The sequence below is a fragment of the Chromohalobacter canadensis genome, from assembly GCF_029544075.1.
GTDB lineage: Bacteria > Pseudomonadota > Gammaproteobacteria > Pseudomonadales > Halomonadaceae > Chromohalobacter > Chromohalobacter canadensis_A.
The window spans coordinates 36,223-62,082 of record NZ_JAJQJH010000007.1; the positions used below are offsets into that span (position 1 = coordinate 36,223).

General features: G+C 60.6%; 29 protein-coding genes and 1 other RNA gene. 22 read left to right on the forward strand and 8 right to left on the reverse strand.

The window, feature by feature from the left end; translation table 11 throughout:
- Positions 1-3 precede the first annotated feature (3 nt).
- Together LUN51_RS10380 and LUN51_RS10385 are read right to left on the reverse strand one after the other, a co-directional pair.
- Positions 4-546, reverse strand: coding sequence for a KdsC family phosphatase (locus LUN51_RS10380; RefSeq protein WP_277811194.1), 543 nt, complete (start codon positions 544-546; stop codon positions 4-6).
- Positions 547-555: 9 nt separating this feature from the next.
- Positions 556-1,536, reverse strand: a complete 981-nt coding sequence (locus LUN51_RS10385; protein ID WP_277811195.1) for a KpsF/GutQ family sugar-phosphate isomerase — start codon at positions 1,534-1,536, stop codon at positions 556-558.
- A gap of 144 nt (positions 1,537-1,680) precedes the next feature.
- Between LUN51_RS10385 and LUN51_RS10390 the strand changes: the two genes are divergently transcribed.
- The 9 genes from LUN51_RS10390 (at position 1,681) to hisD (ending at position 8,539) form a co-directional block, all read left to right on the forward strand.
- The gene (locus tag LUN51_RS10390) at positions 1,681-2,532 is read left to right on the forward strand and encodes an ATP-binding cassette domain-containing protein (protein ID WP_082021284.1); all 852 of its coding nucleotides are present in this window, start codon (positions 1,681-1,683) and stop codon (positions 2,530-2,532) included.
- Positions 2,529-3,311, forward strand: coding sequence for a lipid asymmetry maintenance ABC transporter permease subunit MlaE (gene mlaE, locus LUN51_RS10395; RefSeq protein WP_246923021.1), 783 nt, complete (start codon positions 2,529-2,531; stop codon positions 3,309-3,311). The genes LUN51_RS10390 and mlaE overlap by 4 nt, the downstream gene beginning before the upstream one ends.
- A complete protein-coding gene (mlaD, locus tag LUN51_RS10400; RefSeq protein WP_277811196.1) occupies positions 3,308-3,772 on the forward strand; it encodes an outer membrane lipid asymmetry maintenance protein MlaD in 465 nt (154 codons plus the stop codon). Before mlaE ends, mlaD begins: the two co-directional genes overlap by 4 nt.
- A 14-nt stretch (positions 3,773-3,786) precedes the next feature.
- Positions 3,787-4,452, forward strand: a complete 666-nt coding sequence (locus LUN51_RS10405; RefSeq protein WP_277811197.1) for an MlaC/ttg2D family ABC transporter substrate-binding protein — start codon at positions 3,787-3,789, stop codon at positions 4,450-4,452.
- Entirely contained in the window at positions 4,449-4,802 is a 354-nt protein-coding gene (locus LUN51_RS10410) for an STAS domain-containing protein (protein WP_277811198.1), read from the forward strand. Before LUN51_RS10405 ends, LUN51_RS10410 begins: the two co-directional genes overlap by 4 nt.
- A 152-nt stretch (positions 4,803-4,954) precedes the next feature.
- Positions 4,955-5,209, forward strand: a complete 255-nt coding sequence (locus LUN51_RS10415) for a BolA family protein (RefSeq protein ID WP_277811199.1) — start codon at positions 4,955-4,957, stop codon at positions 5,207-5,209.
- Positions 5,210-5,221: 12 nt separating this feature from the next.
- Positions 5,222-6,484 (forward strand): UDP-N-acetylglucosamine 1-carboxyvinyltransferase, encoded by a 1,263-nt coding sequence (gene murA, locus LUN51_RS10420; protein ID WP_277811200.1) that lies wholly within the window; start codon positions 5,222-5,224, stop codon positions 6,482-6,484.
- Positions 6,485-6,551: 67 nt separating this feature from the next.
- Complete coding sequence (gene hisG, locus LUN51_RS10425) at positions 6,552-7,205, forward strand: ATP phosphoribosyltransferase (protein ID WP_246894231.1); 654 nt, start codon at positions 6,552-6,554, stop codon at positions 7,203-7,205.
- 17 nt (positions 7,206-7,222) lie between these two features.
- Positions 7,223-8,539 (forward strand): histidinol dehydrogenase, encoded by a 1,317-nt coding sequence (gene hisD / locus LUN51_RS10430; RefSeq protein ID WP_277811201.1) that lies wholly within the window; start codon positions 7,223-7,225, stop codon positions 8,537-8,539.
- Between the two features lie 72 nt (positions 8,540-8,611).
- Here the strand turns inward: hisD and LUN51_RS10435 are convergent, their stop codons facing one another.
- On the reverse strand, positions 8,612-9,835 hold the full coding sequence (locus LUN51_RS10435; protein ID WP_277811202.1) for a Do family serine endopeptidase: 1,224 nt from the start codon (positions 9,833-9,835) through the stop codon (positions 8,612-8,614).
- Positions 9,836-9,937: 102 nt separating this feature from the next.
- On the opposite strand from LUN51_RS10435, the gene LUN51_RS10440 reads away from it, so the two are divergent.
- Positions 9,938-10,696 carry a Nif3-like dinuclear metal center hexameric protein gene (locus LUN51_RS10440; RefSeq protein WP_277811203.1) on the forward strand — a complete coding sequence of 253 codons (759 nt, stop codon included), beginning with the start codon at positions 9,938-9,940 and terminating at the stop codon, positions 10,694-10,696.
- A gap of 104 nt (positions 10,697-10,800) precedes the next feature.
- On the opposite strand, the gene LUN51_RS10445 is transcribed toward LUN51_RS10440, so the two are convergent.
- Entirely contained in the window at positions 10,801-11,259 is a 459-nt protein-coding gene (locus LUN51_RS10445) for a YhcB family protein (protein WP_277811204.1), read from the reverse strand.
- 182 nt (positions 11,260-11,441) lie between these two features.
- Between LUN51_RS10445 and zapE the strand changes: the two genes are divergently transcribed.
- The 5 genes from zapE to LUN51_RS10470 all read left to right on the forward strand — a co-directional run bounded on the left by zapE (position 11,442) and on the right by LUN51_RS10470 (position 15,007).
- Positions 11,442-12,617 carry a cell division protein ZapE gene (zapE, locus tag LUN51_RS10450; RefSeq protein WP_277811205.1) on the forward strand — a complete coding sequence of 392 codons (1,176 nt, stop codon included), beginning with the start codon at positions 11,442-11,444 and terminating at the stop codon, positions 12,615-12,617.
- A 170-nt stretch (positions 12,618-12,787) separates the two neighbouring features.
- Positions 12,788-13,216 carry a 50S ribosomal protein L13 gene (gene rplM, locus LUN51_RS10455; protein ID WP_011507504.1) on the forward strand — a complete coding sequence of 143 codons (429 nt, stop codon included), beginning with the start codon at positions 12,788-12,790 and terminating at the stop codon, positions 13,214-13,216.
- A 13-nt stretch (positions 13,217-13,229) separates the two neighbouring features.
- The gene (gene rpsI / locus LUN51_RS10460; RefSeq protein ID WP_040241799.1) at positions 13,230-13,619 is read left to right on the forward strand and encodes a 30S ribosomal protein S9; all 390 of its coding nucleotides are present in this window, start codon (positions 13,230-13,232) and stop codon (positions 13,617-13,619) included.
- 210 nt (positions 13,620-13,829) lie between these two features.
- A complete protein-coding gene (gene sspA / locus LUN51_RS10465) occupies positions 13,830-14,456 on the forward strand; it encodes a stringent starvation protein SspA (protein WP_277811206.1) in 627 nt (208 codons plus the stop codon).
- A gap of 65 nt (positions 14,457-14,521) precedes the next feature.
- A complete protein-coding gene (locus tag LUN51_RS10470; RefSeq protein ID WP_277811207.1) occupies positions 14,522-15,007 on the forward strand; it encodes a ClpXP protease specificity-enhancing factor in 486 nt (161 codons plus the stop codon).
- A 28-nt stretch (positions 15,008-15,035) separates the two neighbouring features.
- On the opposite strand, the gene LUN51_RS10475 is transcribed toward LUN51_RS10470, so the two are convergent.
- Genes LUN51_RS10475 through LUN51_RS10490 form a run of 4 tightly spaced genes read right to left on the reverse strand, consistent with a single transcriptional unit; the run spans position 15,036 to position 18,384 of the window.
- Entirely contained in the window at positions 15,036-15,602 is a 567-nt protein-coding gene (locus LUN51_RS10475; RefSeq protein WP_277811208.1) for a BON domain-containing protein, read from the reverse strand.
- 10 nt (positions 15,603-15,612) lie between these two features.
- Positions 15,613-16,206: a phosphoheptose isomerase gene (locus LUN51_RS10480; RefSeq protein WP_277811209.1), complete on the reverse strand. Its 594-nt coding sequence runs from the start codon at positions 16,204-16,206 to the stop codon at positions 15,613-15,615.
- 20 nt (positions 16,207-16,226) lie between these two features.
- Positions 16,227-16,598, reverse strand: a complete 372-nt coding sequence (locus LUN51_RS10485) for a YraN family protein (RefSeq protein ID WP_277811210.1) — start codon at positions 16,596-16,598, stop codon at positions 16,227-16,229.
- Positions 16,579-18,384 (reverse strand): penicillin-binding protein activator, encoded by a 1,806-nt coding sequence (locus tag LUN51_RS10490; protein WP_277811211.1) that lies wholly within the window; start codon positions 18,382-18,384, stop codon positions 16,579-16,581. The genes LUN51_RS10485 and LUN51_RS10490 overlap by 20 nt, the downstream gene beginning before the upstream one ends.
- A gap of 165 nt (positions 18,385-18,549) precedes the next feature.
- On the opposite strand from LUN51_RS10490, the gene rsmI reads away from it, so the two are divergent.
- The 7 genes from rsmI to LUN51_RS10525 all read left to right on the forward strand — a co-directional run bounded on the left by rsmI (position 18,550) and on the right by LUN51_RS10525 (position 25,851).
- A complete protein-coding gene (gene rsmI / locus LUN51_RS10495) occupies positions 18,550-19,410 on the forward strand; it encodes a 16S rRNA (cytidine(1402)-2'-O)-methyltransferase (protein ID WP_277811212.1) in 861 nt (286 codons plus the stop codon).
- Between the two features lie 66 nt (positions 19,411-19,476).
- An RNA gene (gene rnpB / locus LUN51_RS10500) (RNase P RNA component class A) lies at positions 19,477-19,830 on the forward strand.
- 97 nt (positions 19,831-19,927) lie between these two features.
- On the forward strand, positions 19,928-20,923 hold the full coding sequence (gene rsmH / locus LUN51_RS10505; protein ID WP_277811213.1) for a 16S rRNA (cytosine(1402)-N(4))-methyltransferase RsmH: 996 nt from the start codon (positions 19,928-19,930) through the stop codon (positions 20,921-20,923).
- 32 nt (positions 20,924-20,955) lie between these two features.
- Positions 20,956-21,258 carry a cell division protein FtsL gene (gene ftsL / locus LUN51_RS10510; RefSeq protein WP_277811214.1) on the forward strand — a complete coding sequence of 101 codons (303 nt, stop codon included), beginning with the start codon at positions 20,956-20,958 and terminating at the stop codon, positions 21,256-21,258.
- On the forward strand, positions 21,255-22,967 hold the full coding sequence (locus LUN51_RS10515; RefSeq protein WP_277811215.1) for a peptidoglycan D,D-transpeptidase FtsI family protein: 1,713 nt from the start codon (positions 21,255-21,257) through the stop codon (positions 22,965-22,967). The genes ftsL and LUN51_RS10515 overlap by 4 nt, the downstream gene beginning before the upstream one ends.
- The gene (locus LUN51_RS10520; RefSeq protein ID WP_277811216.1) at positions 22,967-24,496 is read left to right on the forward strand and encodes a UDP-N-acetylmuramoyl-L-alanyl-D-glutamate--2,6-diaminopimelate ligase; all 1,530 of its coding nucleotides are present in this window, start codon (positions 22,967-22,969) and stop codon (positions 24,494-24,496) included. Before LUN51_RS10515 ends, LUN51_RS10520 begins: the two co-directional genes overlap by 1 nt.
- Entirely contained in the window at positions 24,493-25,851 is a 1,359-nt protein-coding gene (locus LUN51_RS10525) for a UDP-N-acetylmuramoyl-tripeptide--D-alanyl-D-alanine ligase (RefSeq protein WP_277811217.1), read from the forward strand. The genes LUN51_RS10520 and LUN51_RS10525 overlap by 4 nt, the downstream gene beginning before the upstream one ends.
- The last annotated feature ends 9 nt before the right edge of the window (positions 25,852-25,860 follow it).

A 25,860-nucleotide genomic window follows, 5' to 3' on the forward strand; every position in this document is an offset into this window, starting at 1 on the left:
GCTTCATCCTTGGCCATCGAGATAGGGCGCGAGACAAGCGTCCCACCGTCCCTGGCAGCTCAGCAGGGCATCGCAGATCTCGCGTACTGCACCTTGGCCGCCTGAGCGCTCAGGAACCCAGTCGGCGTGCACACGGACGTATTCCGGTGCATTGTTCACGCTCAGGCCGAGCCCCGCAGCGCGAATCGCGGCCAGATCGGGCAAATCGTCGCCACAATAGGCGACCGCGTCCAGCGGCAGATCGAGCTGTTCGCATAGGGCGTTGAGCGCCACTAGTTTATCCTCGCGGCCTTGTGCGACGTGTGCGATGCCCAGCGCCTCGGCACGTCGGCTGACCATGGGTGATTCACGCCCGGTGATCAACGCCACGGCAATGCCGCTTTGCTGCAGCAGTTTGATGCCGAGGCCGTCGAGGATGTTGAAGCTCTTGGTTTCCTGGCCATCGCTTTGAAAATGCAGTGTGCCGTCGGTGAGCACGCCGTCCACGTCCAGTGCAAGGAGGCGGACGTGGCGTGCCTTGTCGCGCCAATCGTCGGGATACGTCATGGGGGCTCCTCAAATGACGCCGCTGGCCAATAGGTCGTGCATATGCAGTGCGCCGACCGGTCGTCCGGCGTCGTCGACCACGGCGAGCGCCGTAATGCGGTTGTCTTCCATGATCCTGACAGCCTCGGCGGCGAGTAATTCCGGTCGGATCGTCTTGCCGCCGTGGGTCATGACGTCATCGACGCGCAGACGGCGCAGGTCGTCGTGCTGGTCGAGAGTGCGCCGCAGGTCGCCATCAGTATAAATGCCAGCCAGATGACCGGCTTCATCGATCACGCAAGTAAAGCCCAAGCCCTGACGGGTGATCTCCAGCAGGGCGTCGCGTAGCGGGCTGCCCAGTGGGACACAGGGCAGGCGATCGCCGTGATGCATGAGATCTTCGACCTTGAGCAACAGACGTCGTCCCAGGCTACCGCCGGGGTGTGATAGGGCGAAGTCCTCGGCGGTGAATCCGCGTGCCTCGAGCAGGGCCACCGCCAGGGCATCGCCCATGGCCAGCGCGGCGGTCGTCGAAGTAGTTGGCGCGAGGTCGAGCGGACAAGCCTCGCGGGCCACGGCGGTATCCAGATGTGCTTCGGCGTGACGCGATAGAGTCGAGCCGACGCGCCCGGTCATACTGACCAGGGGGGCGCCCATGCGTTTGAGAAGTGGTAATAGCGCCGTGACCTCGGCCGTCTCGCCCGAGTTGGAGAGAGCCAGAACGACGTCACGGGGCGTGATCATGCCCATGTCGCCGTGGCTGGCCTCGCCAGGGTGGACGAAGAAGGCCGGCGTGCCGGTGCTGGCCAGCGTCGCCGCGATCTTTCGGCCGACGTGCCCGGACTTGCCCATGCCGGTGACGACGACGCGTCCTTCGCAGGCCAGCAGCAGCCGGCAGGCGTGGTCGAAGGCCTCGTCGAGGCGTTCGATCAAAGCGGCGATGGCTTGTGATTCGAGTGTCAGCGTGCGTCGCGCACTAGCTCGATAATCGTGATCGGTAGCAGTGTTCATGGTGGTGATTGTTGCCCTTCGCGGCCTTGGGCTCAAGCATCGCTGACTCCTGAGGAGTGGCGAGCGAATTAGGGCGCTCATTAAACGCACTCGCCGAGGGTGTTGCAAGGTGAGGCTGGCGGTGATCGCTAGAGTTAGGATACGATGTTCGATAATTATCGAGACGTGGATGAGCGTTACGTGACTGACACGACCCTGGTCGACGTCGAGGGGTTGCATTTCTCGCGGGGTGAGAATGACATCTTTCGTGGCGTCGATCTGCGTATTCCTAAAGGCAAGATTACTGCGGTCATGGGCCCTAGCGGGACGGGCAAGACGACGTTGCTCAAGTTGATCGGTGGTCAGCTAGTGCCCGATGCCGGGCGCGTGTGTATCGACGGAGAGGATGTGCATGGTTTGTCTCGCCGTGCGTTGTTTCGAATGCGGCGTCGCATGGGCATGTTGTTCCAGAGTGGAGCGCTGTTTTCGGATCTGAGTGTTTTCGAGAACGTGGCTTTTCCACTGCGCGTGCATACTGACCTGCCGGAAGCCATGGTGCGCGATATCGTGCTGATGAAGCTTCAGGCGGTGGGCTTGCGCGGTGCGCGCAACTTGTCGCCAGCGGAACTGTCTGGCGGCATGGCCAGGCGTGTGGCGCTAGCGCGTGCGGTGGCGCTCGATCCTGAGCTGGTGCTCTACGACGAGCCCTTCGTCGGCCAGGACCCGATTTCAATGGGCGTGCTGGTGCAACTGATCAAGACGGTCAATCAAGCCCTTGGGTTGACCGCGGTCATCGTCTCGCACGATATCAAGGAGACGCTTTCCATCGCCGATTACGTATATATCATAGCCGACGGCCAGGTCATGGCCCATGGCACGCCGCAAACGCTGGACGTCAACCGTGACGCGCGTGTCAAGCAATTCGTGCATGGTGAGCCCGATGGCCCGGTGCCATTTCATTACCCGGCGCCCGATTTTTATCGCGATATACTGGCCACCAAGGGGGAGCGTCCATGATTCGTCCTATCGCGTCGCTTGGGCGGGGTACGCTCGAAGCGTTGAGTGCCTTGGGTCGGGCGTCGATGTTCCTGGCGCAGTCGGCGGTGGGCATTCCTTCTCGCGAAGGGTGGCACTTATGGCTGCGTCAGATGCATTTCATCGGTGTCATGTCGTTGGCGATCGTGCTGGTGTCGGGGCTATTCATCGGCATGGTGCTGGGCTTGCAGGGCTACACCATCCTGGTTGGTTTCGGCGCGGAGGATGCGCTGGGGCAGATGGTGGCGCTGTCGCTGCTACGTGAACTCGCGCCGGTGGTGGCGGCGTTGCTGTTCGCGGGGCGCGCTGGTTCGGCGCTGACCGCCGAGATTGGGCTTATGAAAGCGACCGAGCAGTTGACCAGCATGGAAATGATCGGGATCGACCCGCTGCGGCGCATCGTGGCGCCGCGTCTCTGGGCGGGGTTTATCTCGATGCCGTTGTTGACCGTGGGCTTCAGCGTGGTCGGTATCTGGGGTGGGTACCTGGTCGGCGTGCAGTGGTTGGGCGTGTTCGATGGTTCCTACTGGAGCAATATGCAAAGCAGTGTCGCGTTCGTCGACGATATTCTCAACGGCATGCTTAAGAGCGTGGTGTTCGGTCTCGTCGTTACATGGATTGCGGTATTTCAGGGATATGATCTGATCCCGACGTCGGAAGGCATCTCGCGGGCCACGACCCGCACGGTAGTCTATTCGTCCCTGGCGGTGCTCGGATTGGATTTCGTGCTGACCGCGCTGATGTTTGGAGAACTTGGATGAAGCGCAGCAAGATGATGGAGTTCGGCGTGGGGTTGTTCGTCCTGGCCGGGATTTTAGGCATGGTGTTTCTTGGCTTGCGAGTCAGTGGCATCAGCCTTGGCGTACCGCAGGACACATTCACGCTGCAGGCCAATTTCGCCAATATCGGCGGGCTCAAATCAGGCTCTAGAGTTGCCATGGCAGGCGTGACCATCGGGCGCGTCAGCGACGTTGCGCTCGACACCGAATGGCTTGATGCTCGCGTGACCATGGAGCTAGACGAGGATCTTGAGGGCAAGATCTCGCGGGACAGTACGGCATCGATTCTCACCTCGGGGTTGTTGGGTGAGCAATATGTCGGCCTGAGCGTGGGAGGTGACCCCGAGATGCTCGAAGAAGGCGACACCATCCGCGATACCCAGCAAGCGCTGGTGCTGGAGCAATTAATTCAGCAGTTCGTGTCGAACATGACAAGCGATTGAGCCAAGGAGGTTCCATGACATCAAGGCCATTCACACCCCGGCGCTCCAGTCTTTGTGCACTATTGCTATCGGTCCTATGGTGCGTGGCATTGACGGCGCAGGCCCAGCAGGAGCCTCAGCAGCTGATCGAAGATAACGTGGCAGCGTTGATGCAGAAGTTGGAGGGGCGCAAGGATTATTACGCCACGCATGAAGACGAGCTTGAGTCGCTGGTCGACGACAGCCTCGACGACGTGGCCGATTTTCGTTATATCGGCGCCAGCGTCATGGGCCGATATTTCAGTAATGCCTCGCCGGAGCAGCGTTCGCGTTTCGTCGACACGTTTCGTAAGACGCTGATCGAGACCTATGCCAAAGGGCTGGTGACGTTCGATTATCGCGATATCCGGGTGCTCGATAATGATAGCGAGCGGCGCTATGAGGATCAGGCCAGCGTCGACATGGAAGTGGTCTCCACCAATGGTGATGTCTATCCCGTGGTGTACACGTTGCATCAGCGCGACGGCGAGTGGCGTGTAATCAATGTCATCGTCAACGGCATCAACCTGGGGCTGACATTCCGCAACCAGTTCGATCAAGCCATGCGCGACAACAATCGCAATATCGATGCGGTCATCAATGGCTGGGCGCCAGACGTTGCCACCGATGAGCTCGAAGAAGGCGGTGACGATAACCAATGAATGTCCTGCTCGAGCGTGATGATGCCCGGCTCGAAGTGCGCGACGAGCGTATTCTGAAAGTCGACGGCGAGGCAGATTTCGATAGTGCCGCCTCATTGGCGGCCAAGGGGCAGGAGTGGTTGCAAAGCTTGCCGCGCGATGCCGAGGTCGAGTTCGATCTGACCGGTGTTAGCTGTGCCAGCAGTGCCGTGCTCAGTGTCCTGCTTGAGTGGCTGCGTTGCGCGCAGTCACACGGCGTGCATATCGTGCATGTGGCGCTGTCGTCCCCCTTGGCGCGGTTGACGGCCATGGCGGGATTGGATCCCTTGCTTCCCAGTGATGAGACGCGGGCGTCTTCGGAAACGCCATGACAGCGCGGGGCGTCGTCTCCAGGAGTTCTGCGTGCAAGCGGGCGTCGCCAACGGCGCCCGTTTTCTTTATCATGCCTGTTTGAAATCCCGACTCAATTACCGCACCCGTTCGTGTCACGCGCGCGGTGCCGTAGAACAGGAGCCAACGCCTTATGCAACCCAGCGACGTCAAGGCCCTACTCGAATCGCGTATCGACGATTGCCAGTTTCATATTCAAGGTGAAGGCTGCAATTTCCAGGTGGTCGCCGTCGGCGACGTTTTTGAGGGGCTATCGCCGGTCAAACGTCAGCAGCTGATTTATTCAGCGTTGGCAGATGAAATCGCCAGTGGCGCCTTACATGCCATCAGTATCAAGACCTACACTCCGTCTCAATGGGAGCAAGCCCCTGAAAACGCGGGCGTCTAAGCACGGAATTTCATGGACAAATTAATCATTACCGGTAATGGGCCGCTCGATGGAGAAGTGTGGGCGAGTGGCGCCAAGAATTCCGCCTTGCCGATTTTGGCGGCGACCCTGTTGGCTGACGAGCCGGTAACTATCGGCAACCTGCCACATTTGCAGGATATCACCACCACGCTGGAGCTGCTGGGACGCATGGGCGTCGAGCCGGTGATGGGCGACAAGATGAGTATTCAGCTTGACGGTTCCCAGGTAACGCATTGCCATGCGCCCTACGAGCTGGTCAAGAAGATGCGCGCTTCGATTCTCGTGCTCGGCCCCTTGCTGGCTCACTTCGGTACGGCCGATGTGTCCTTGCCGGGCGGCTGTGCGATCGGGTCGCGCCCCGTCGACTTGCACCTGCGCGGTCTCGAGGCCATGGGCGCCGAGATCCATGTCGATGGTGGCTACGTGCAAGCGCGGTGCGCCGGCCGCCTCAAGGGTGCCACGATCTTCTTCGATACCGTGACCGTGACCGGCACTGAAAATCTGCTGATGGCCGCGACGCTGGCCGAGGGCACCACGGTACTCGAGAACGCGGCTCGCGAGCCGGAAGTGGTGGACCTCGCCGAGTGCCTGATCGCTATGGGCGCTCGGATTCATGGCCACGGCACGGATACGATCGTGATAGAGGGCGTGCCGCGTCTGCATGGGTGCCATTACGATGTCATGCCGGATCGCATCGAAACGGGTACTTTCCTGGTGGCTGCCGCGGCGACCAGTGGCCGCGTCCGGGTACGTAACACACGTGCCGATACGCTGGAGGCCGTGCTCGCCAAGCTGGATGAAGCCGGAGCCCGCGTTGAGGTGGGCGATGGCTGGCTGGAGCTCGATATGCGGGGGCGGCGTCCACGGGCGGTCAATGTGCGCACTGCGCCTTACCCTGCGTTTCCCACTGACATGCAGGCCCAATTCGTCGCACTCAACTGTGTCGCTGAAGGCTCAGGGACCGTCGTAGAGACGATCTTCGAAAACCGCTTCATGCATGTGCAGGAGCTCAACCGCATGGGGGCGCGGATCGCGTTGGAAGGTAATGCTGCGGTGATCACGGGCGTCGAACATCTCTCCGGTGCGCCGGTGATGGCCACCGACTTGCGGGCATCGGCGAGCCTGGTCATTGCGGCCATGATGGCGGAAGGCGAAACGCAGGTGGATCGCATCTATCATATCGACCGCGGCTACGAATGCATCGAGGAGAAACTGCAATTGCTCGGTGCCAAGATTCGTCGCGTGCCCGGTTGAGCGGCGGTTTCATTCTCCCGTTCCGCCATGATGGCGGAACGCCAAGTTCAATAGACGTGCCAACATCATGTCAAAGCAACTGATTCTGGCCCTGTCCAAAGGGCGTATATTGGAAGAAACGCTCCCGCTGTTGGCTGATGCGGGCGTAGAGCCGGCGGAAGATTTCGGCAAGAGCCGCAAGTTGCTGTTCGATACCAACCTTCCCGATGTCAAATTGGTCGTGATTCGCGCCGTCGATGTGCCGACGTATGTGCAACTCGGAGCCGCCGATGTCGGCGTAGCGGGCAAGGATACCTTGCTCGAGCACGGGGCCGAAGGGTTGTATGAGCCTCTGGATCTGGAAATATCGCGCTGTAAGTTGATGACGGCTGGTGTGGTCGGGGCGCAGCCGACCCATGCGCGGCGGCGGGTAGCCACCAAGTTCGTCAATGTGGCGCGTCGTTACTATGCGCGACAGGGAATCCAGGCTGAGGTGATCAAGCTCTACGGGGCCATGGAGCTGGCGCCTTTGATGAATCTGGCCGATGAGATCGTCGATATCGTCGATACCGGTAACACCTTGCGTGCCAATGGCATGGAGCCGCGCGAATTGATCGACGAGGTCAGTTCGCGGCTGGTAGTCAACAAGGCCTCGATGACCATGAAGCATGAGCGGCTCAAGCCGCTGATCGAGCGCTTGGGGCGCGCGGTCGAGTCGCGGCGCGGTGAGACGCAGGCGTAAGAATACGAGAGGGCGAGATGACTGACAATGCCGTGAATGTGGCGCGTCTGAGCACCACACAAGACGATTTCGATACACGTCTGACAGCGTTGCTGGCGTGGGAAGGTGTCTCCGACAAGCAGGTGGTCGAACGCGTCGAGGAGATCATCGATGCCGTGCGCTCGCGAGGCGATGCCGCCGTGATCGAATACACCAATCGCCTGGATCGCATGCAGGCGCGTGACATGTGTGAGTTGACGCTGGATGCAGCACGGTTGCTCGAGGCCTACGAGGGCTTGCCGGATGCACAGCGTGAGGCACTGGCACATGCCGCCGAGCGCATTCGCCTTTACCACCAGCGTCAGAAGCCTGAATCCTGGCAGTACACCGAGGCCGATGGCAGTGTGCTGGGCCAGAAGGTCACGCCGCTAGACCGCGCGGGTATCTATGTGCCGGGCGGTAAGGCTGCGTATCCGTCCTCGGTACTGATGAATGTCATTCCTGCGCATGTTGCCGGTGTGCGTGAAATCGTCATGGTGGTGCCGACGCCTGACGGGGTGCTCAATGACCTTGTTCTGGCGGCTGCGCACCTTGCGGGCGTCGATTATGTCTTCACCGTGGGAGGCGCCCAAGCCGTGGCGGCTCTCGCGTACGGTACCCAGAGCATCCCACGCGTGGACAAGGTGGTCGGGCCTGGCAATATCTACGTGGCCACGGCCAAGCGCGCGGTGTTCGGGCAGGTGGGAATCGACATGATCGCGGGGCCTTCCGAGATTCTGGTCGTGACCGATGGCGAGACGGACCCCGAGTGGCTGGCGATGGACCTGTTCTCGCAGGCCGAGCACGACGAGGATGCTCAGGCAATTCTCGTGGGCTGGGACGCAGCCCATCTCGATGCGGTTCATGCCGCCATCGAGCGTTTGCTGCCGACCATGGAGCGCGAGGCGATCATCCGTGAGTCGTTGGCGTCACGTGGTGCCTTGATCCAATGCCGTGATCGTGATGAGGCGCTGACGATCATCAACCGCATTGCGCCCGAACACCTTGAACTATCGGTTGGCGACCCTGAGGCGATGGCAGAAGGTGTGCGTCACGCCGGGGCTATCTTCATGGGGCGTTACACGGCGGAAGCGCTGGGCGATTACTGCGCCGGCCCCAACCACGTGTTGCCGACATCAGGTACTGCGCGTTTCTCCTCGCCCTTGGGCGTTTACGATTTTCAGAAACGCTCGTCGCTGATTCATTGCTCGCCGGAAGGCGCGGCCATTCTGGGGCGCACCGCCTCGGTGCTGGCGAGAGGGGAGTCGCTGACGGCGCATGCGCGTTCGGCGGAGAGTCGTCTCGGCGATACCTGACGACGACGGGTGCCCTCTTGGTCAGCCTTCTCATGCCCCATCGGCGCGCCGGTGGGGCATGCTGCGTTTGGCTTACTGTGCCTCAGATCCTGACGCTTCGGGGCGTTCGCCTGCCGTCAGTGTAATCTCGCGTTTTTTTCCATCACGCACGATGGTAATGGGGAGCTGTGTGCCGGGAGAAATCTCGGCGATATCGGCCATGGCCTCGCGGGCATCGACGATAGGCTCGCCGTTGATGGACATGAGCACGTCTCCCGGCTGCAGGCCGGCCTTGTCGCCTGGGCCGTCGGGTACGACACTGGCGATGACCACGCCTGTCAGGGTCTTGAGGCCGAATGACGAGGCTAGATCGGGGGTCATCGCCTGAACATCGATACCCAGCCAGCCACGAATGACGCGGCCATGGGCGACAATCTGATCGAGTACTTGGTGAGCCAGGTTGGCGGGGATGGCGAACCCGATACCTTGTGAGCCCCCCGAGCGTGAGAAGATCGCAGTATTGATCCCCACGAGTGCACCCTCTGCATTGACCAGTGCCCCACCGGAGTTGCCGGGGTTGATGGCGGCATCAGTCTGGATGAAGTCTTCGTAAGCATTCAGGCCGAGATGGTTACGCCCCGTGGCACTGATGATGCCCATGGTGACGGTTTGTCCGACTCCAAAGGGGTTGCCGATCGCGAGGCCGACATCGCCGATGGCGACTTGCTCGGAGTCACTGAGCTGGATGACGGGAAGATCTTCGCTGGGAATCTTGAGCACTGCCAGGTCGCTTTCGGGGTCGGTGCCCACGACCTTGGCAAGTGTCTCGCGGCCGTCGCGCAGGGCGACCTGAATCTCATCGGCATCGCGTATGACATGATTGTTAGTCAGTACGTACCCTTCGGCGCTGACGATGACGCCCGAGCCCAGGCTAGAGAGCATGCGTTGACGTTGCGGCATGTCCTTGCCGAAGAATTGCTGAAAAAAGGGGTCGGACATCAGCGGATGCTCGCTACGCTCGACCATACGCGACGAATAAATATTGACGACGGCGGGGGCTGCCTTGTTCACGGCACTGGCATAGCTCGCAGGACCTTGAGACCTGTGCAGTGGGGCGGCCTCGACGACCTCCGGTGCGCGCTCGGCTGTATCCGTGCGTTCGGCGATGGCGCGCACGGCGCTGGTATCGGGCACTGGCGTGGTGGCATCGTCGACGCTGCGCTCGCCCATCAGTTGGGGGAAAGCATTGAGCAGCACGATGGCGAGCAGGATGCCACTGATGATGGGCCAGACGAGCGACATCAGTGAACGACGCATGTACGGTTCCTTGTCGGCGAGCGGGTAGTCGCTGCCCGGTGGGGCAGCCGTTACAATGGCGCCGAGTGTAACATTGCTTCCCTAAGCTGTCTGGAGCCGCCCATGAGTGCTCGACAAGAATTGGTCGCCGCGATTGAGTCCGAATTGCAGTGCGGCGACTTCAAGGACTACACCCTCAACGGCCTGCAAGTGGAAGGGCGTGACACGGTGGTGCGCGTGATGAGTGGCGTCACCGCCAACCAAGCATTGCTCGATGAAGCTGTGGCTTGGAAAGCGGACCTGGTGCTCGTCCATCATGGTTATTTTTGGAAGAACGAACCGGTAGCGGTCACAGGGATGAAGCGCCGCCGCCTGGCCACGTTGATGAAGCATGATATCAACCTGTTGGCGTACCACCTGCCGCTTGATGCGCATGCGACGTTAGGCAATAACGTGCAGCTCGCCAAGCGGCTCGACCTCACGCCGTCAGGCTGTCTCGACGGTGCGCTCGGGCGGGGCCTCTTGTGGCATGGAAATATATCATCGTCGATGGATCATGCCGCATTTGCGGCGCATGTCGAGCGACAATTGGGGCGTGAGCCCTTGGTCATAGCGGGACACGCGCGGCCGATCAAACGTGTTGCGTGGTGCACGGGCGGAGCACAAGATATGTTGCCGCTGGCGGCCGAGGCGGGTGTCGATGCCTTCATTTCGGGAGAAATTTCCGAGCGCACCACGCATATGGCGCGGGAAATGGGCGTGACCTATGTGGCGGCCGGCCATCACGCCACCGAGCGTGATGGCGTCAGTGCCCTGGGGGATTGGCTGGCGTCACGTTTCGACATAACGCATCGTTTCGTGGATATCGACAACCCCGCCTGAACGGTTCCGAGACAAGAAGGCGCCGAGCCGTTTAAAACGGCCGGCGCCTAGGTGTTGTGGAAAGCGTGAGGGGCGTCCAAGAAGGTTGCCTGGCAGTTCTAATCTCAGTAGCGCGGCGGCGTTGTCTCTTCTTCGGTGACGCGCTGCTTGCGTGGCGCGAGGCCATAGTCTTCCGCGAGCGTGCCCTGAGTGCCCTCAGCGTAGTCGCGTGGCATCTGGGGTGGTCCGGCGTCTTCTTCTTGCGTCTCACCCTCCTGGTGCGGGTGCAAGCGACGCTTGAGCTGCAGGTCGTCGACGAGACGGTCGGCGCCTTGAGATAATTGCTGCTCAAGCTCATGGCTCTGACGCTGGATGCTGGCGACCAAGTCGGTTGCCTTAGCGAAATGGTCGTTCAGTGCATCCTTTACTTGGCTGAGTTCCAGCTCTGCCTCTGCCAGGCGTTGACGAACCTTCTGGTTGCGGGCCACGTTGGCGTTCAGCAGATGGTAGCCGAGGGCACCGATGCCAATGCCTGCCAGAAAGCACGCGATGGCCAGGATCCAGTCGATGTTGCTCTCGTTCACAATGCTCTCCTTGATCGTCACGGGGCATGCGGTTGCGATGCGATGGCATACCAGGCACGGCTATTATATCGGTGTCTTGGCGCAGCGGGTCAAACCCGACATGCCGCGCGTGTCCATGCAAGTGTCGTGATGACGCGTATAATGGCAGCTTTCATCGTTCAGCCGAGGTGTGTTTCGCCCCCATGAGTGCCACCATGCCGCCGTCCGTGGACGCACGTACGCCCCTGGAAAAGTATCGCCAGGATTTGAAGCGCGACGATTTCGAGTACGATCCCGATCAGGAAGAGGCCGTTAAACACTTGCAGCGGCTCTATAACGAGTTGGTAAACGCGCCACGCCAATCGTCGAGCGCACCATCGGCAAGTGATGATGGCCTCAAGCCCAAGGTTGCCAAGCTATTCGGCAAGAAGTCCGCACCTTCTCCCTTTGAAGCGCCGCCGGCGATTCTGGGTCTGTATTTCTGGGGAGGCGTGGGGCGTGGCAAGACGTACTTGGTGGATACGTTCTACGAGACCTTGCCGTTTGCCGATAAGATGCGCACGCATTTCCACCGCTTCATGCAACGTGTGCATAATGAGCTGACGCATTACAAGGGGGAGAGGAACCCGCTGACGTTAATTGCGGCCAAGTTCGCCGCCGAAGCCAGGGTGATCTGCCTTGATGAGTTCTTCGTCAAAGACATTACCGATGCGATGATTCTCGCCAATCTGCTTGAGGCGTTGTTTGCGCAGGGGGTGGTGTTGGTCACGACTTCCAATATCGTGCCCGACGATCTCTACAAGAATGGTCTGCAGCGTGCGCGTTTCATCCCTGCTATCGACTTGCTCAAGCGTCACTGCGAAGTGGTCAATGTCGACTCGGGAATCGATTATCGTTTGAGGGCGCTAGAACAAGTGAAGATCTTCTATCATCCATGGGGCGAGGCCGCCGACAGCGCACTGGGAGAAAGCTTCCATGCCATTGCCGGCGCCGAAGGCGAGAGGGATGCCGAGATCGACGTTAACCATCGTGTCCTGCAGCCTCGTCGTTTGCATGAGGATGTCGTATGGTTCGAGTTCGAGACGCTATGCGATGGTCCGCGGAGCCAGAACGACTACATCGAGTTGTCCCGCGAGTTTCATACGGTTCTCGTATCCAACGTGCCCCAGATGAGCGGGGCGACGGAAGATCTGGCGCGGCGATTCATCAACCTGGTCGACGAGTTCTATGATCGTGGGGTCAAGCTGCTGCTGTCCGCCGAGGTTGCCATTGAGTCGCTTTACACGCATGGCCAGTTAGAATTCGAGTTCGAGCGGACACTGTCTCGCTTGCAGGAAATGCAATCCAAGGAATATCTGGCGTTGCCGCACAAACCGTGAGGGCTGCTGCAAAGCGTAAATCGGGCTTTGTGGCCGGAGAAACGTCATGTACAATGCGCGCTCGCTCTAACGTTGTCCGTCTTGCGGGGCGCGGCAACCAAGAAAAATAGGGATTGGCTGATCACGCCCTTATACGCGTGACGTCCACACAAGCAATTGGTGATTCACCCATGAAGACGTTCAGTGCTAAGCCACAGTCCGTCACACGCGACTGGTATGTCGTCGATGCGACTGACAAGACGCTCGGCCGCCTGGCCACCGAGATCGCTCGCCGTTTGCGCGGCAAGCACAAGCCGGAATACACGCCGCACGTCGACACTGGCGATTACATCGTCGTCGTCAATGCCGAAAAAGTGCGTGTCACTGGCAATAAGGCGCAAGCCAAGAATTATTACCGTCATACCGGATATCCGGGCGGTCTGCGCTCCATGTCCTTCGAGAAATTGATCGACCATGCGCCTGAGCGCGTTATCGAATCTGCGGTCAAGGGCATGCTGCCGAAGGGGCCATTGGGCCGCGCCATGTACTCCAAGCTCAAGGTGTATGCTGGTGCCGAGCATCCGCATGCCGCGCAGCAGCCGCTTGAACTGAACCTTTAAGGGATTCTTCGCCATGACACAGCAGTATTACGGTACCGGGCGCCGCAAGACTTCCACAGCTCGGGTGTTTTTGAAGCCGGGCACTGGCAAAATCGCCGTCAACAACCGTGACTTGCACGACTATTTCGGTCGTGTCACCGGTGAGATGGTCGTTCGTCAGCCGTTCGAGTTGACTGAAACCACTGGCCAGTTCGACGTCTATGTCACCGTGAGCGGTGGCGGCGGCTCTGCGCAGGCGGGTGCGATCCGCCACGGCATTACGCGTGCCTTGCTCGCCTACAACGAAGACTTCCGTCGTCCGCTGCGTGATGCAGGCTACGTGACGCGTGACGCCCGCCAGGTCGAACGTAAGAAGATCGGTCTGCGCAAGGCGCGTCGTCGTCCGCAGTTCTCCAAGCGTTAAGACGCGGCGCTTCGCACCCATCGGTGCGCGCTACGCAAAGGCCCGGACCTGTCGTCCGGGCCTTTTTGCGTGACGCACACGATAGGGGTGCTTGTCTGGGGGTATGAGCTTATCTACCTTCCTGGCACGCTTTGAGTGGCGGTGGGTGGCATTCGTGCCCCCCTGTTAACGTGTTATCATCTGGGTTCGAACTGAAGCGAGGAATGTTTCATGGGTGTAGTGGCCAAGCGGTCGTCAATGACCTTTTACTCTGGCAGCGATGACCATTATAGCCATCGCGTACGTATCGTGTTGGCGGAAAAGGGGGTGGCCGTCGATGTCATTGAGGTCAACGATGACAATCGCCCTGACGAGCTTGCCGATCTCAACCCGTACAACAGCGTGCCTACCCTGTTGGATCGTGATCTGGTGCTTTATGAGTCCAAGGTCATGATGGAATACCTGGACGAGCGTTTTCCGCATCCGCCGCTGTTGCCGGTCTATCCCGTGGCGCGTGCGCAGAGTCGTTTGTGGATGCATCGCATCGAACGCGAATGGTGCCCGTTGGTCGAAACGATTCAGCAGGGCAGCAAGAAAGATGCGGAGAAGGCACGCAAGGAGCTGCGCGAAAGCATCACAGGGATTTCACCGATCTTTGAAGATATGCCGTTCTTCATGAGCGACGAGTTTTCGCTGGTGGATTGCTGCATCGCACCGATTCTCTGGCGGCTACCGTCGCTGGGCGTTGAGTTGCCGGAAAAGCAAGTCCAGCCGCTGATGAGCTACATGGAGCGCCTCTTCAGTCGTGATGCCTTCAAGGCTTCCCTGCTGGAGGCAGAGAAGGAAATGCGCACTTAGCGTTGTCACGCATGAGTGCGCAGCGCTAATGAATCGTCGCCGCGAACCGAAAGAGGAAGTTGTCTATGCTTTCCAGTCGCCCTTACTTGGCCCGCGCACTCTATGAGTGGTTGCTGGACAACGGACATACGCCGTATATCGTTGTTGATGCCGAGCGTGAAGGTGTGAATGTACCTCGTCAGTCTGTGCAAAACGGACAAATTGTCCTCAATATTGCGCCTTCCGCAGTACGTGATTTGTATATCGAGAATGCCGCCGTGACCTTCGGAGCGCGCTTTTCCGGGCAGCCGATGGAGGTCATCGTGCCCATGGAGGCATTGATCGCGCTTTACGCGCGTGAGAATGGGGTCGGCATGGTCTTTGGGCATGAGCCGGTTATGCCGGAAGCCGAAACGAGCAAGGGTAACGACACCCAGTCGGAAGGCGATGACGATCGCCCCGCGCTGGAAAGCGTCGAGACGCAGGACGATGAAGAAGCTAGTGGAACCGAGAGTGAAAGTGACGACGCCCCGCGTACCAAGGGGCGTCCATCACTACGTGTCGTGAAGTGAAAGCAGGATCTTTGCCCCTGCTAGATGCTCAATCCAGATATTCGAAGACTCTGACGATCCGCTGAATGCCGCCCACTTGTGAAGCGATATTGGTCACGATATCTGCTTCCTGGTGGGTTACCATGCCCATTAGATAGACCGTGCTGTTTTCGGTGATTACCCGAATTCGGCTGCCGTCGATGCGCTCGTCGGTCGCTAGGCTTGCCTTGATCCGCCCGGTGATCCAGGTATCCGTCATGCGCTGACCGATGGGAGAGTTGGCGGCGACTTCCAGTTCGTTGTGAACGCGACGTACCTGCCGTACTTGCTCGGCTACGTTGCCGGCTTTTTTCTTGAGCTCGTCGCTCGCTACCTGGCCGGTGAGAAGTACCATGCCGTTGTAACTGTCGATGTTGAGATGTGCATCGCGAAAGCGTGCGTCAGTGCTGGTAAGATTGTCGGAAATCTTGTTCTGGATGCTTTCGTCTTCCACCTTCATGCCGGGAGTGCGCTTGCCATAGTTTTCACCGCCTTGGTTGTCGGTGGAAGGTGAGGCGCAGCCGGCTAGCGCTAGCGTGATACCAAGGAGTAGTGGAAGAATAACTTGTCGTGTCATGACGAATTCCTTATTCGGTGCTGCCAAACAGTTGTTGATCGATGAGATCGCATAGGCAATGTATTGCGAGCAAATGCACTTCCTGAATGCGCGCCGTGGAGGTCGAGGGGACGCGAATTTCGCAGTCGTCTTGGCCAAGCAGTGATGCCATGTCGCCGCCATCGCGACCCGTCAATGCCACGATATGCATATCGCGATCATGTGCGGCCTGAATGGCCTGGACTACGTTGGCCGAGTTACCACTCGTGGAGATTGCCAGCAACACGTCGCCGGGTTGACCCAGGGCGCGTATCTGTTTGGAGAAAACCTCGTTATAGCTGTAGTCATTGGCGATCGAGGTGAGTGTCGAGGTGTCGGTCGTCAGAGCCAGTGCCGGCAGGCTGGGGCGCTCGCGCTCGAAGCGATTGAGTAGCTCGGAAGAGAAGTGCTGACTGTCGCCGGCACTACCGCCATTGCCACAGGCAAGAATCTTACCTTCGCTGACGAGGCATTGAACCATCATCTGGCTGGCAACTTCGATGAAGGCCGGCAGGACCTCGCTGGCATAGGTCTTGGCATCGATGCTGGCGTTGAAGTGGCCGAGTATACGTGATTGAAAATCCATGGATAGAGGCCTTGCTTGGGTCAAAAGGCGTCGAATGCCGAACGAATCCACTCGAACGACACGTTGGGTGGCGTGCCGGTGACGCCTACGACGTCGAAACGACACATACATGATAGCCCGTTGCGGTGGAGATAAAAACGTGCCGCGCTGACCAGGCGACGCTGCTTGGCGGCGGTCACGGTTTCGAGGGGGTGACCATGGCTGGTATGGGTGCGGTGCCTCACCTCGATGAATACCAGGGTCTCGTCGTCACGCATGACGAGATCAATCTCGCCACGTCTAGCATGCTGGTTAGTATCCACCAACTGCAAACCATGCGTGGTCAACCAATCGGCGGCGCGACGCTCCATGTCAAGGCCGCGCCGCCGTGGATCATGGGTCGAGCGTGACATTGTCGATATCCAGGTCGGACCCACCGGTCAGTAGTGGCGCGGGCACGCCTGACTGGAACTGAGCCCAGGGCAAAGTGCGCTGAATCCGTCCGTCGTCGCGTGCCTGAAGCGTTCCGGTGGCACCGAAGACTTCCAGCGAGTGCAGTGCCTGAATCAGAGGTAGACGACGTGCTAGTTCGTACGCGTCGACGCCCATGGCATTGAGTTTGAGCAGACTAGGATCATCTTGGGCGTCGAGTTCGCGATAGGTGGAGTAAAACGGCAACGCTTCTTCGCCGCCGGCCGCGGCGTCCGGTATCAGCCAGGGGATATCCATGAACATCACGTCGTTGAGGTCATGGTCGGCGCGCGGTTGGGGTTGGCCGCCATAAACCTGGGACGTCGCGTAGACGGGGAGGTCGCCTGCGTAGTAATAGTCCAGCGTAGGTGGTACTTGGCGTGCATAGCTGGGCAATGCCACGAGGAAGAGCATATCGATATCCTCGTTTCCACTACGTTTGCCATCGGCGCTCAGCAAGCGTTTCGTCGCCTCGCTGACAGGGCCCTTGGGGTCATAATGCACGACGGCATCGAGCTCGCCATCCCGTTCTTCCCAGTTCGTACGGAAGGCCTTGAAGACGCGTTCGCCCCATGCATTGTCGGGAATCAGCGCGGCCGCCTCGTGATGTCCATCCATGCGTGCACGCTTGGCGGCTTGACGTGCCTCGTCCTCGGCCGATAGCCCGTATTGGAACAGCTCGTCCGCTTGATTGCGGTCGTGTTCGCCATAGTTGAGGGCCAGCGTTGGCAGCGCAACATCATCGCGCTGCTCGAGTTGCGATACTAGGTCCTTGTTGAGCGGTCCGAGCACGACCTGGGCACCGTCCATGGTGGCTTGTGCGTAAAGGGCCTCGAGATTTCCCGCGCTGCTGTCGTAGTACGTTAGTTGTGGTGTCTGTTCGCCCTGGTTGAGGGCAACCATGTGGCGTGTCTCGATGCCTTTCTTGATCGCTTTGGCCACGTTTGCCAGGGGGCCAGACTCCGGTAGGAAGATGGCAATGTGCTTAACGTCGTTGCCACGCAGGTCCTTCAGGGCAGAGAGGTCGCTAGGCAGGCGGCGGGCAGCGGGATGGTTGGCGTAATTCGAGCGCCAATCGTCCAGTGTGTCGGTGAGGCGGGACATGTCACCGCCGCTTTGGCGATATAGCCGTGCGAGCTCGACCCAGCCTTGGGTGAGGGAGTCGCCTTGATTCTCCATACGGTCGAGTGTGGCCTCGCTCAACCGCGACAGTGGCGTCCAGATGTCGTCGTTGAGTTCGAAAGGAGCCGCGTCGCGTTGCAGGTCGATCAGGGATTCCGCCGCCGCACGCGATTCACCCACCAGCGTCAGGGCCAGACCGCGACGATGGCGTAATGTCTGCTGTGCGTCGCGTGGCATGTCATCGATATCCCCGAGTATCTGCGTGGCTGCCAGCGCGCTTCGGCCATCTTCCTTGCGCAGGCTGAGGTCGGAGATGAGAAGAGCGCGATCGATGCGATCCTCGCGCGTTAGTTGCAACGCATCGAGGTCGCGGGCGACGTCAAGCGCCTGCTCGTCCTCGCCTTGCCGTGTTAGGATGTGGGCCGCTTGGAGCCTGCTCTGTGCTGCCTGCGTAGCGGGTTGGTCTTGGGCCTTATCGAGTAGTTCATCGGCGCTGAGGCCCTGCATGGCGGGTCGTGTATCGCTGGGTCCCGGGCCGCTGGCGCACCCGGCGAGTAGTAGGGCGATCAAGGCGAACCCGAACAGGCTGCGCAATGATTTGGGCATGATGTCATTCCTTTATGGCGGTGTGACTCGGACGGTTCCCTGTTCCGGATTATGTCTGACGCATGCTGAACCTGGCGCCGGCCGCATGATCCAATGGCGCGTGGCGCTGGCGACATGACACGACGCAAGTTATCCAATAGAGCGTCGCAACCGGGATATTAACGAATGAGCGAAGGATGTGAAGGGGCATTGTACGTGGTCGCCACGCCGATTGGGAATCTCGAGGATCTGAGTCCTCGCGCGGCCCGTCTGCTCGGTGAGGTATCTTGGGTGGCTGCGGAGGATACGCGGCACAGTGCACGCTTGCTGCGTCATCTAGGAATCGACAAGCCGTTGGTTTCGCTGCATGAGCACAATGAAGCATCGCGGGTGACGGCGCTGCGCGATGCATTGATCTCCGGCCAAGATGTGGCGTTGATCAGCGATGCAGGGACGCCGCTGATCTCCGACCCTGGTTTCGTGGTGGTGCGGGAACTGCGTGCGAGCGGCCATCGAGTCATCCCGGTACCCGGGGCCTGTGCGCTGGTCGCGGCGCTGTCGGCGGCTGGTTTGGCGACGGATCGTTTTCTTTTCGAGGGGTTTTTACCCGCCAAGGGAGGCGCGCGACGTCAGCGCCTGACGGCTGTGCTGGAGCGCGAAGAAACTCTGGTCTATTACGAGTCGCCGCATCGCATTCAGGCGACACTTCAGGATATTGCCGCGCTATTCGGCACGCGTCGCGTGGTCTTGGCGCGGGAGTTGACCAAGACGTTCGAAACCTTTCTCGATGCCGATGCCGAGACATTGCTGGCATGTATGCGCGAAGACCCCAACCAGGCGCGCGGCGAATTCGTGATCATGGTGGCAGGCGCCGAGCCTCGGGATGACGAAACGCAGGCCCTGGCCGAAGGCGAGGCATGGCTTGCAGCGATGCTCGCCGAAGGCGTCGGCGTCAAGGCCGCGGCGACGGTTGTGGCCAGCCGTCTGGGGGGGCGCAAAAAATATTGGTATCAATGTGCACAGGCGCTCAAGGACAGCGGTGCATAACTAAAGTCCCTTGCGGAGTTTGGGCGCTTGAGGGCCCTGCGAGGGGCTGTTATTCTTGCGCGCTTGGGAGCCGGCCGGACAGTCGCCGCCGCGTATTGCGTGGGGGAGGAAAGTCCGGGCTCCATAGGGCAGGGTGCCAGGTAACTCCTGGGCGGCGTGAGTCGACGGAAAGTGCAGCAGAGAGTAGACCGCCTAAGCGGGCTTTGGCCCGCCGGTAAGGGTGAAAGGGTGCGGTAAGAGCGCACCGCGCGCCTGGTAACAGTGCGTGGCAAGGTAAACCCCACCCGGAGCAAGACCAAATAGGAACCCAAAGGCGTGGCCCGCGCTGGGTTCGGGTAGGTTGCTTGAGGGCCGTGGTGACGCGGCCCCTAGAGGAATGGCTGTCCTCGACAGAACCCGGCTTATAGGCTGGCTCCCATTCGAATTTCAGATCTCCGGGTCTGTGCGCGTCATGCCGCGACGTCTGCCTTCGGGCGGCCCGATACAGCGGCGGCAGGCCCCAACGCCCGAGTGATTCATGCAGCATCGTGACAATCCCGAGAAGGACCCGCTTTCCGATACGCCGAATGCTGTTGATGATCGAGCGGTTGATTACCGACACGCGAGTGTGTTGCTCGACGGTGCGGTAGACGCACTGATCACCGACCCCGACGGCTGCTATCTGGACGGCACCTTCGGTCGCGGTGGACATTCCCGCGCGATCCTCGAGCGGCTATCTCCACAAGGGCGCCTGTTGGCCATCGACCGCGACCCGGCTGCGCTTGCCGAAGGCGCCGCGCTGGATGACCCGCGCTTCTCTCTTGAATACGGTCGCTTCGCCGAGCTGGATGGCATCGCCCGCGATCATGCGCTGCACGGTCGCTTAGGGGGCGTGTTATTGGATGTCGGCGTTTCATCGCCACAGCTTGACGATCCTTCACGTGGTTTTAGTTTCTTGCGTGATGGTCCGCTCGACATGCGCATGGATCCTACCCAGGGAGAAAGTGCCGCCGATTGGTTGGCCCGCGTCGCTGAGCGCGAGATGAGCGATGTCTTCAAACGTTATGGCGAGGAGCGCTTTGCACGCCGCATTGCCAAAGCGATCATCGCGCGCCGCGCTGAACGGCCGATCACGCATACCGAAGACTTGGCTGAACTCGTCAAGGCTGCGCATCCGGCCTGGGAAAAAGGCAAGCACCCCGCGACGCGAGTGTTTCAGGCGATTCGCATTCATATTAACGGCGAGCTCGAGCAGCTCGAGGCCGCGCTCGCCGCAGCACTCGAGGCGCTGGCGCCGGGTGGGCGTTTAGTGGTGATCAGCTTCCATTCCCTGGAGGATCGGCTGGTCAAACGCTTCATTCGTGACCAGGCGCGTGGCGATACGCACCTGCCACGCGACTTCCCGATTCGCGATACGCAGTTGAATCGACGCCTGGCCATGGTCGGCAAGGCGAGTCGTCCCGGGGAGTGCGAGGTGGCCCTCAATCCTCGTGCGCGCAGTGCCGTGATGCGCGTGGCCCGGAAACTCGACTGAGGTTCGTGATGGCGGCTCAAGGACGAAACACCATGCTCAAGATAGGCTGGCCGTTCACCAGCCGCTTGCGTTGGCGCCATGTCATCCTGCTGATTCTGATTGGCGTGATGCTGATCAGCTCGTTGGCTTCCATTGCCAGCACCCACCTGACGCGTGTGCAGTATGCGCGTTTTCAAGAGCTGGAAAGCGAGCGCGATAGCTTGCAGACCGTCTGGGGACGGCTGCTTCTTGAAGAAAGCACCTGGTCGGCGCCGGCACGGGTCGAGGATATGGCCGTCGAACGCCTGGAGATGCGCGTGCCCGACGTCGATGACGTCGAGGTAATTCGTCCATGAGTCGCGAGCGTCGATCCACCACGAGGCGCCGTTCGCCGAATAACGGGCCGATGGGCCGTGGACGTTACTTTTTCTTGCTGGGTATCGTGATCATCGGTCTGAGTGCTCTGATCGGGCGTATTGCCTACCTCAATGTCATCGACCGAGACTTTCTGCAGAACCAGGGGGATGCGCGCACGCTGCGCGTCGAGCCCATCAATGCGCACCGTGGAATGATTTCCGATCGCAATGGCGACCCGCTAGCGATCTCCACGCCGGTAGTGACGCTATGGGCCAATCCCCAGGAACTGCCTTCCGACCCGACCCAACTGGAGACGCTCGCGCGCGCCTTGAAGATGAACCCCGATACGCTCGAAGCGCGTGTCGAGCGTTACTCCGAGCATGAGTTCATGTATCTGCGGCGGCGCATGACACCGGAAGCGGCAAAACCCGCCCGCGAGCTCGATATTCCCGGCGTTTACGCCAAGGACGAGTACAAGCGTTATTACCCCTCTGGAGATGTCGCCGCGCAACTGGTGGGTGTCACTAATGTCGACGACCATGGCCAGGAAGGCTTGGAGCTGGCCTACGACGATTATCTCAGTGGCCAGCCTGGCAAGCGGCGTGTGCTCAAGGACCGCAAGGGCCGCCTGGTGCGCGATCTACACTTGCTCAAGGATGCCAAGCCGGGAGGCGATCTGACGCTATCGATCGACCTGCGCTTGCAGTACATGGCGTACCGTGAATTGCAGAAATCCGTCGACGCTCATGATGCCGACGGTGGCTCCCTAGTGATGATGGATGCTCGAAGCGGCGAAGTCCTGGCGATGGCTAACCTTCCGTCCTATAACCCCAACAACCGCACTTCGATCGATGTCAATGGCTTGCGCAACCAGGCAGTGACCGACGCTATCGAACCGGGGTCGGTCATGAAGCCTTTGGCAATGTCGGCGGCGCTGGCGACGGACAAGATCGATCCCGATACGATTATCGACACCTCGCCGGGGTGGATGGTCATTGATGGATATACGATCAGTGACTTTCGCAATTACGGCAAGCTCACCCCAGGGGAGATCCTGCTGCATTCGTCCAATATCGGGATGTCCCACATCGCCTTGCAGCTCTCCAAGGGTACTATCTGGAAGCAATACCAAAGACTGGGGCTGGGGCAAGCCCCGGGGACCGGTTTTCCGGGTGAAGGCAGCGGCAGTCTACCGTCCTTGAGTGGCTTGTCGCGCAGTGCTCAGGCGTCCATGGCTTATGGCTATGGCCTCTCACTGACGCCTTTGCAGCTTGCCAGTGCGTACACGGCGATCGCCAACGACGGGCGACGTCTGCATCCCTCGTTGTTGAAGCGCCCCTCGGCTCCGATCGGTGATCAGGTCATGTCGCCGACGATTGCGCATGAGTTACTGGGTATGCTGGAGAAGATCGTTCAGCCCGATGCTGGTGGCTCACGTGCGATGGTGGAGGGGTACCGCATTGCGGGCAAGACCGGTACGGTTCGCAAGGTGACCGCTGGAGGCTATCAGCAAAAAGCCTATCGTGGCCTGTTTGCGGGTATTGCGCCGGTTTCCGACCCGCGCATCGTGACGGTGGTGATGATCGACAATCCCAAGGGAGACGAGTATTACGGTGGTCTGGTGGCGGCACCGGTCTTTGGCCGTGTGGTGGGCAAGGCGCTGCGTCTTCTCGATGTGCCCCCCGATAAACAGGAGACTTCCGAGTGATGGAAATCGATACGCCACGTTTGGCGGATACCCTGGCGTTGCTCTGGCCATCGCATGCCACGCCCGCGTTGCTCAATGGCTGGCGTCCTGCGCTAACCACTTGCGTGGTGACGCTCGACAGTCGTGAAGCGGGCCCTGGCGTGCTGTTCGTGGCCGTGGCGGGAGCACATGCCGATGGGCGTGCCTTTATCGGACAGGCGCTGGCGTCTGGTGCGGACGCGGTGCTCTACGATACGGACACGCTGCCGGCAGATGTCCCCGTACAGGACGCGCGTGTGCTTGGCGTGCCAGGTCTGCGCGGGCGCCTCGGCGAGCTGGGGCGTCATCTGTTCTGTGTCCCCGAGACGCAGGAACTGATTGGCGTGACCGGCACCAATGGCAAGAGTTCGGTCACCTATTATATGGCCGCGCTGTCGGAAGCGCTGGGTACGGCGACGGCGATGATCGGTACCTTGGGCATTGGACGTCCGGGGCGGCTCGAGCCCGCCGCATTGACGACGCCGGGGCCGCTGGCGCTTCAGGCGTCATTGGGAAGTCTGGGCGCGCAGGGTGTCGAGCGCGTCGCCATGGAGGTCTCGTCGCATGCGCTCGATCAAGGGCGTGTGGTCGGGTGCCGGTTCCGTGCGGCGGTGTTCACCAATATCAGCCGCGATCATCTCGATTATCACGGCAGCATGGCCGCCTACGCGGCGGCCAAGGCACGTCTGTTTAAGCATCGTGAGTTGTCGCTGGCGGTGGCCAATGGCGATGATCGCTTAGCGCCATTGATGTTGGCCGGTCTTCCCAAGAGCGTGCGTGTACTCGCCACGGGGTGCGATGAAGCCACTACCTTGCGTGTCATCGACTGGTTTCCGCATGCGCTCGGGCAGCGTGCCTTGATCGCGACGCCGGAGGGTGAGCGTGAATTGGAGCTGTCGCTGCTGGGGCGTTTCAATCTCGACAACGTGCTCTTGGCGATGGCGACGCTCTATGGTCTGGGAAGTGACTTGACCGCGTTGTTCGACGCCGCCGCGCAGCTTGCGCCGGTGCCTGGGCGCATGCAGCGTCTGGTCGCGGATGGTGCGCCGACAGTGGTCGTCGACTATGCGCATACGCCGGAGGCGCTGCGCAACGCTCTGGACGCGTTACGCGCGCATGTCCCCACTCAAGAGGGGGCCAAGCTATGGTGCGTTTTTGGGTGCGGCGGCGATCGCGATCGTGGCAAGCGCCCGCTGATGGCGCAAGCTGCCGAGGCGCTGGCCGACCGCCTGGTGATCACCGACGACAACCCGCGTGGCGAGCCGGCGGCATCGATTCGTGACGAGATCGTGGCGGGGCTCTCGAGCACTGGCCAGGCTCGCACGCAATGCGTGGCGGGACGTGGCGAGGCGATCGAGCGTACCTTGCAGGACGCCAATGCGGACGACATCGTGCTGATCGCCGGTAAAGGGCATGAAACCTATCAAGATATCGACGGCCGGCGTTATCCGTTCAGCGATGTCGAGGTGGTGCAGGCCGCACTTGAGCGACGCCGGGAGCATGAGGCATGAGCGCGACCACGCTACGCGATATCGCGGGTTGGCTGGGGGTGCCTCCCCCCGAGGTAGACGCCGAGGTGGTGCAAGTGGTGAGCGATACGCGTCGAATCGTACCGGGCGACGTCTTCTTGGCCCTGGTTGGCGAGCGCTTCGATGGCCATGATTTCTTGGAAGAGGCGCGCACCAAGGGAGCGGTCGGGGTGATCGTATCGCGCCCCATGGCGACTCCCTTGCCCCAGATCGAAGTCGCCGATACGCGTCTGGCACTAGGTATATTGGGGCGCGTTCGTCGGCGCACCTGGTCGGGCGAACTGGTGGCGGTCACCGGTAATAGCGGCAAGACCACGGTCAAGGAAATGCTGGCGTCCATCCTATCCCGTTCGCAGCCTACCCTCGCCACGCAGGGCAACCTCAATAACGATATCGGTGTGCCACAGACGCTGCTGGGGCTGTCACCAGCGCATCGCCGTGCGGTCATCGAGGTGGGGGCCAATCACTTGGGGGAAATCGCCTGGACGACGGCGCTGGCGCGCCCCGATGTGGCGGTGATTACCAATGTCACGGGCGCGCACATCGGGGAGTTCGGTGGTCTTGGTCAGATTGCCCAGGCCAAGGCAGAAATCCTCCAGGGATTGCCATCCTCTGGCGCCGCCGTGCTTAATCGCGACGACCGGTTTTTTCCACTGTGGCGGGAGCTGGCCGGTGAAGCCGAGGTGCGCGATTTCGGGCTCGATGCCACGGCACGGGTGCGTGCCCAGGCGCTGGCCTGTGACGATGCCGGGCGTTATGCTTTCACGCTATCTATGGATGGCGAGCCAGTGGGCCGGATCCAGTTGGCTTTATTGGGGCGTCATAATGTGCTCAACGCGCTGGCCAGTGCGGCAGCAGCATGGGCGCTGGGCGTTTCGGGCACCGATATTGTTGCCGGGCTCGAGGCCTGCAAGGCAATGGCGGGCCGTATGGCGTGTGTGCCGGGGCTACGTGGCTCGCGTCTTCTGGATGATACCTACAATGCCAACCCCGGTGCGGTCCATGCGGCCCTATCGGTGTTGGCCGATATGCCCGCGCCCCGTTGGTGCTTCCTGGGTGCCATGGGGGAGCTGGGCCGCGATAGCGAGCGCTTGCATGCTGACTTGGGCCGCGCTGCGCGGGAATTGAAGATCGACTTTCTCGGCACGTTCGGTGCCGATGCCCGCCCTGCGGTGGCGGCATTCGGCGATTCGGCGTGTCATTTCGATGATTGGGCGACGCTTGTGCGTTATGCCCGCGACCATCTCCCTCCTAGGGCCAGTGTGCTGGTCAAGGGGTCGCGCAGTGCCGGCATGGAACGCTTGATTGCCGAACTGCGCACGGATGCACCAAGGTGAACGCGACTC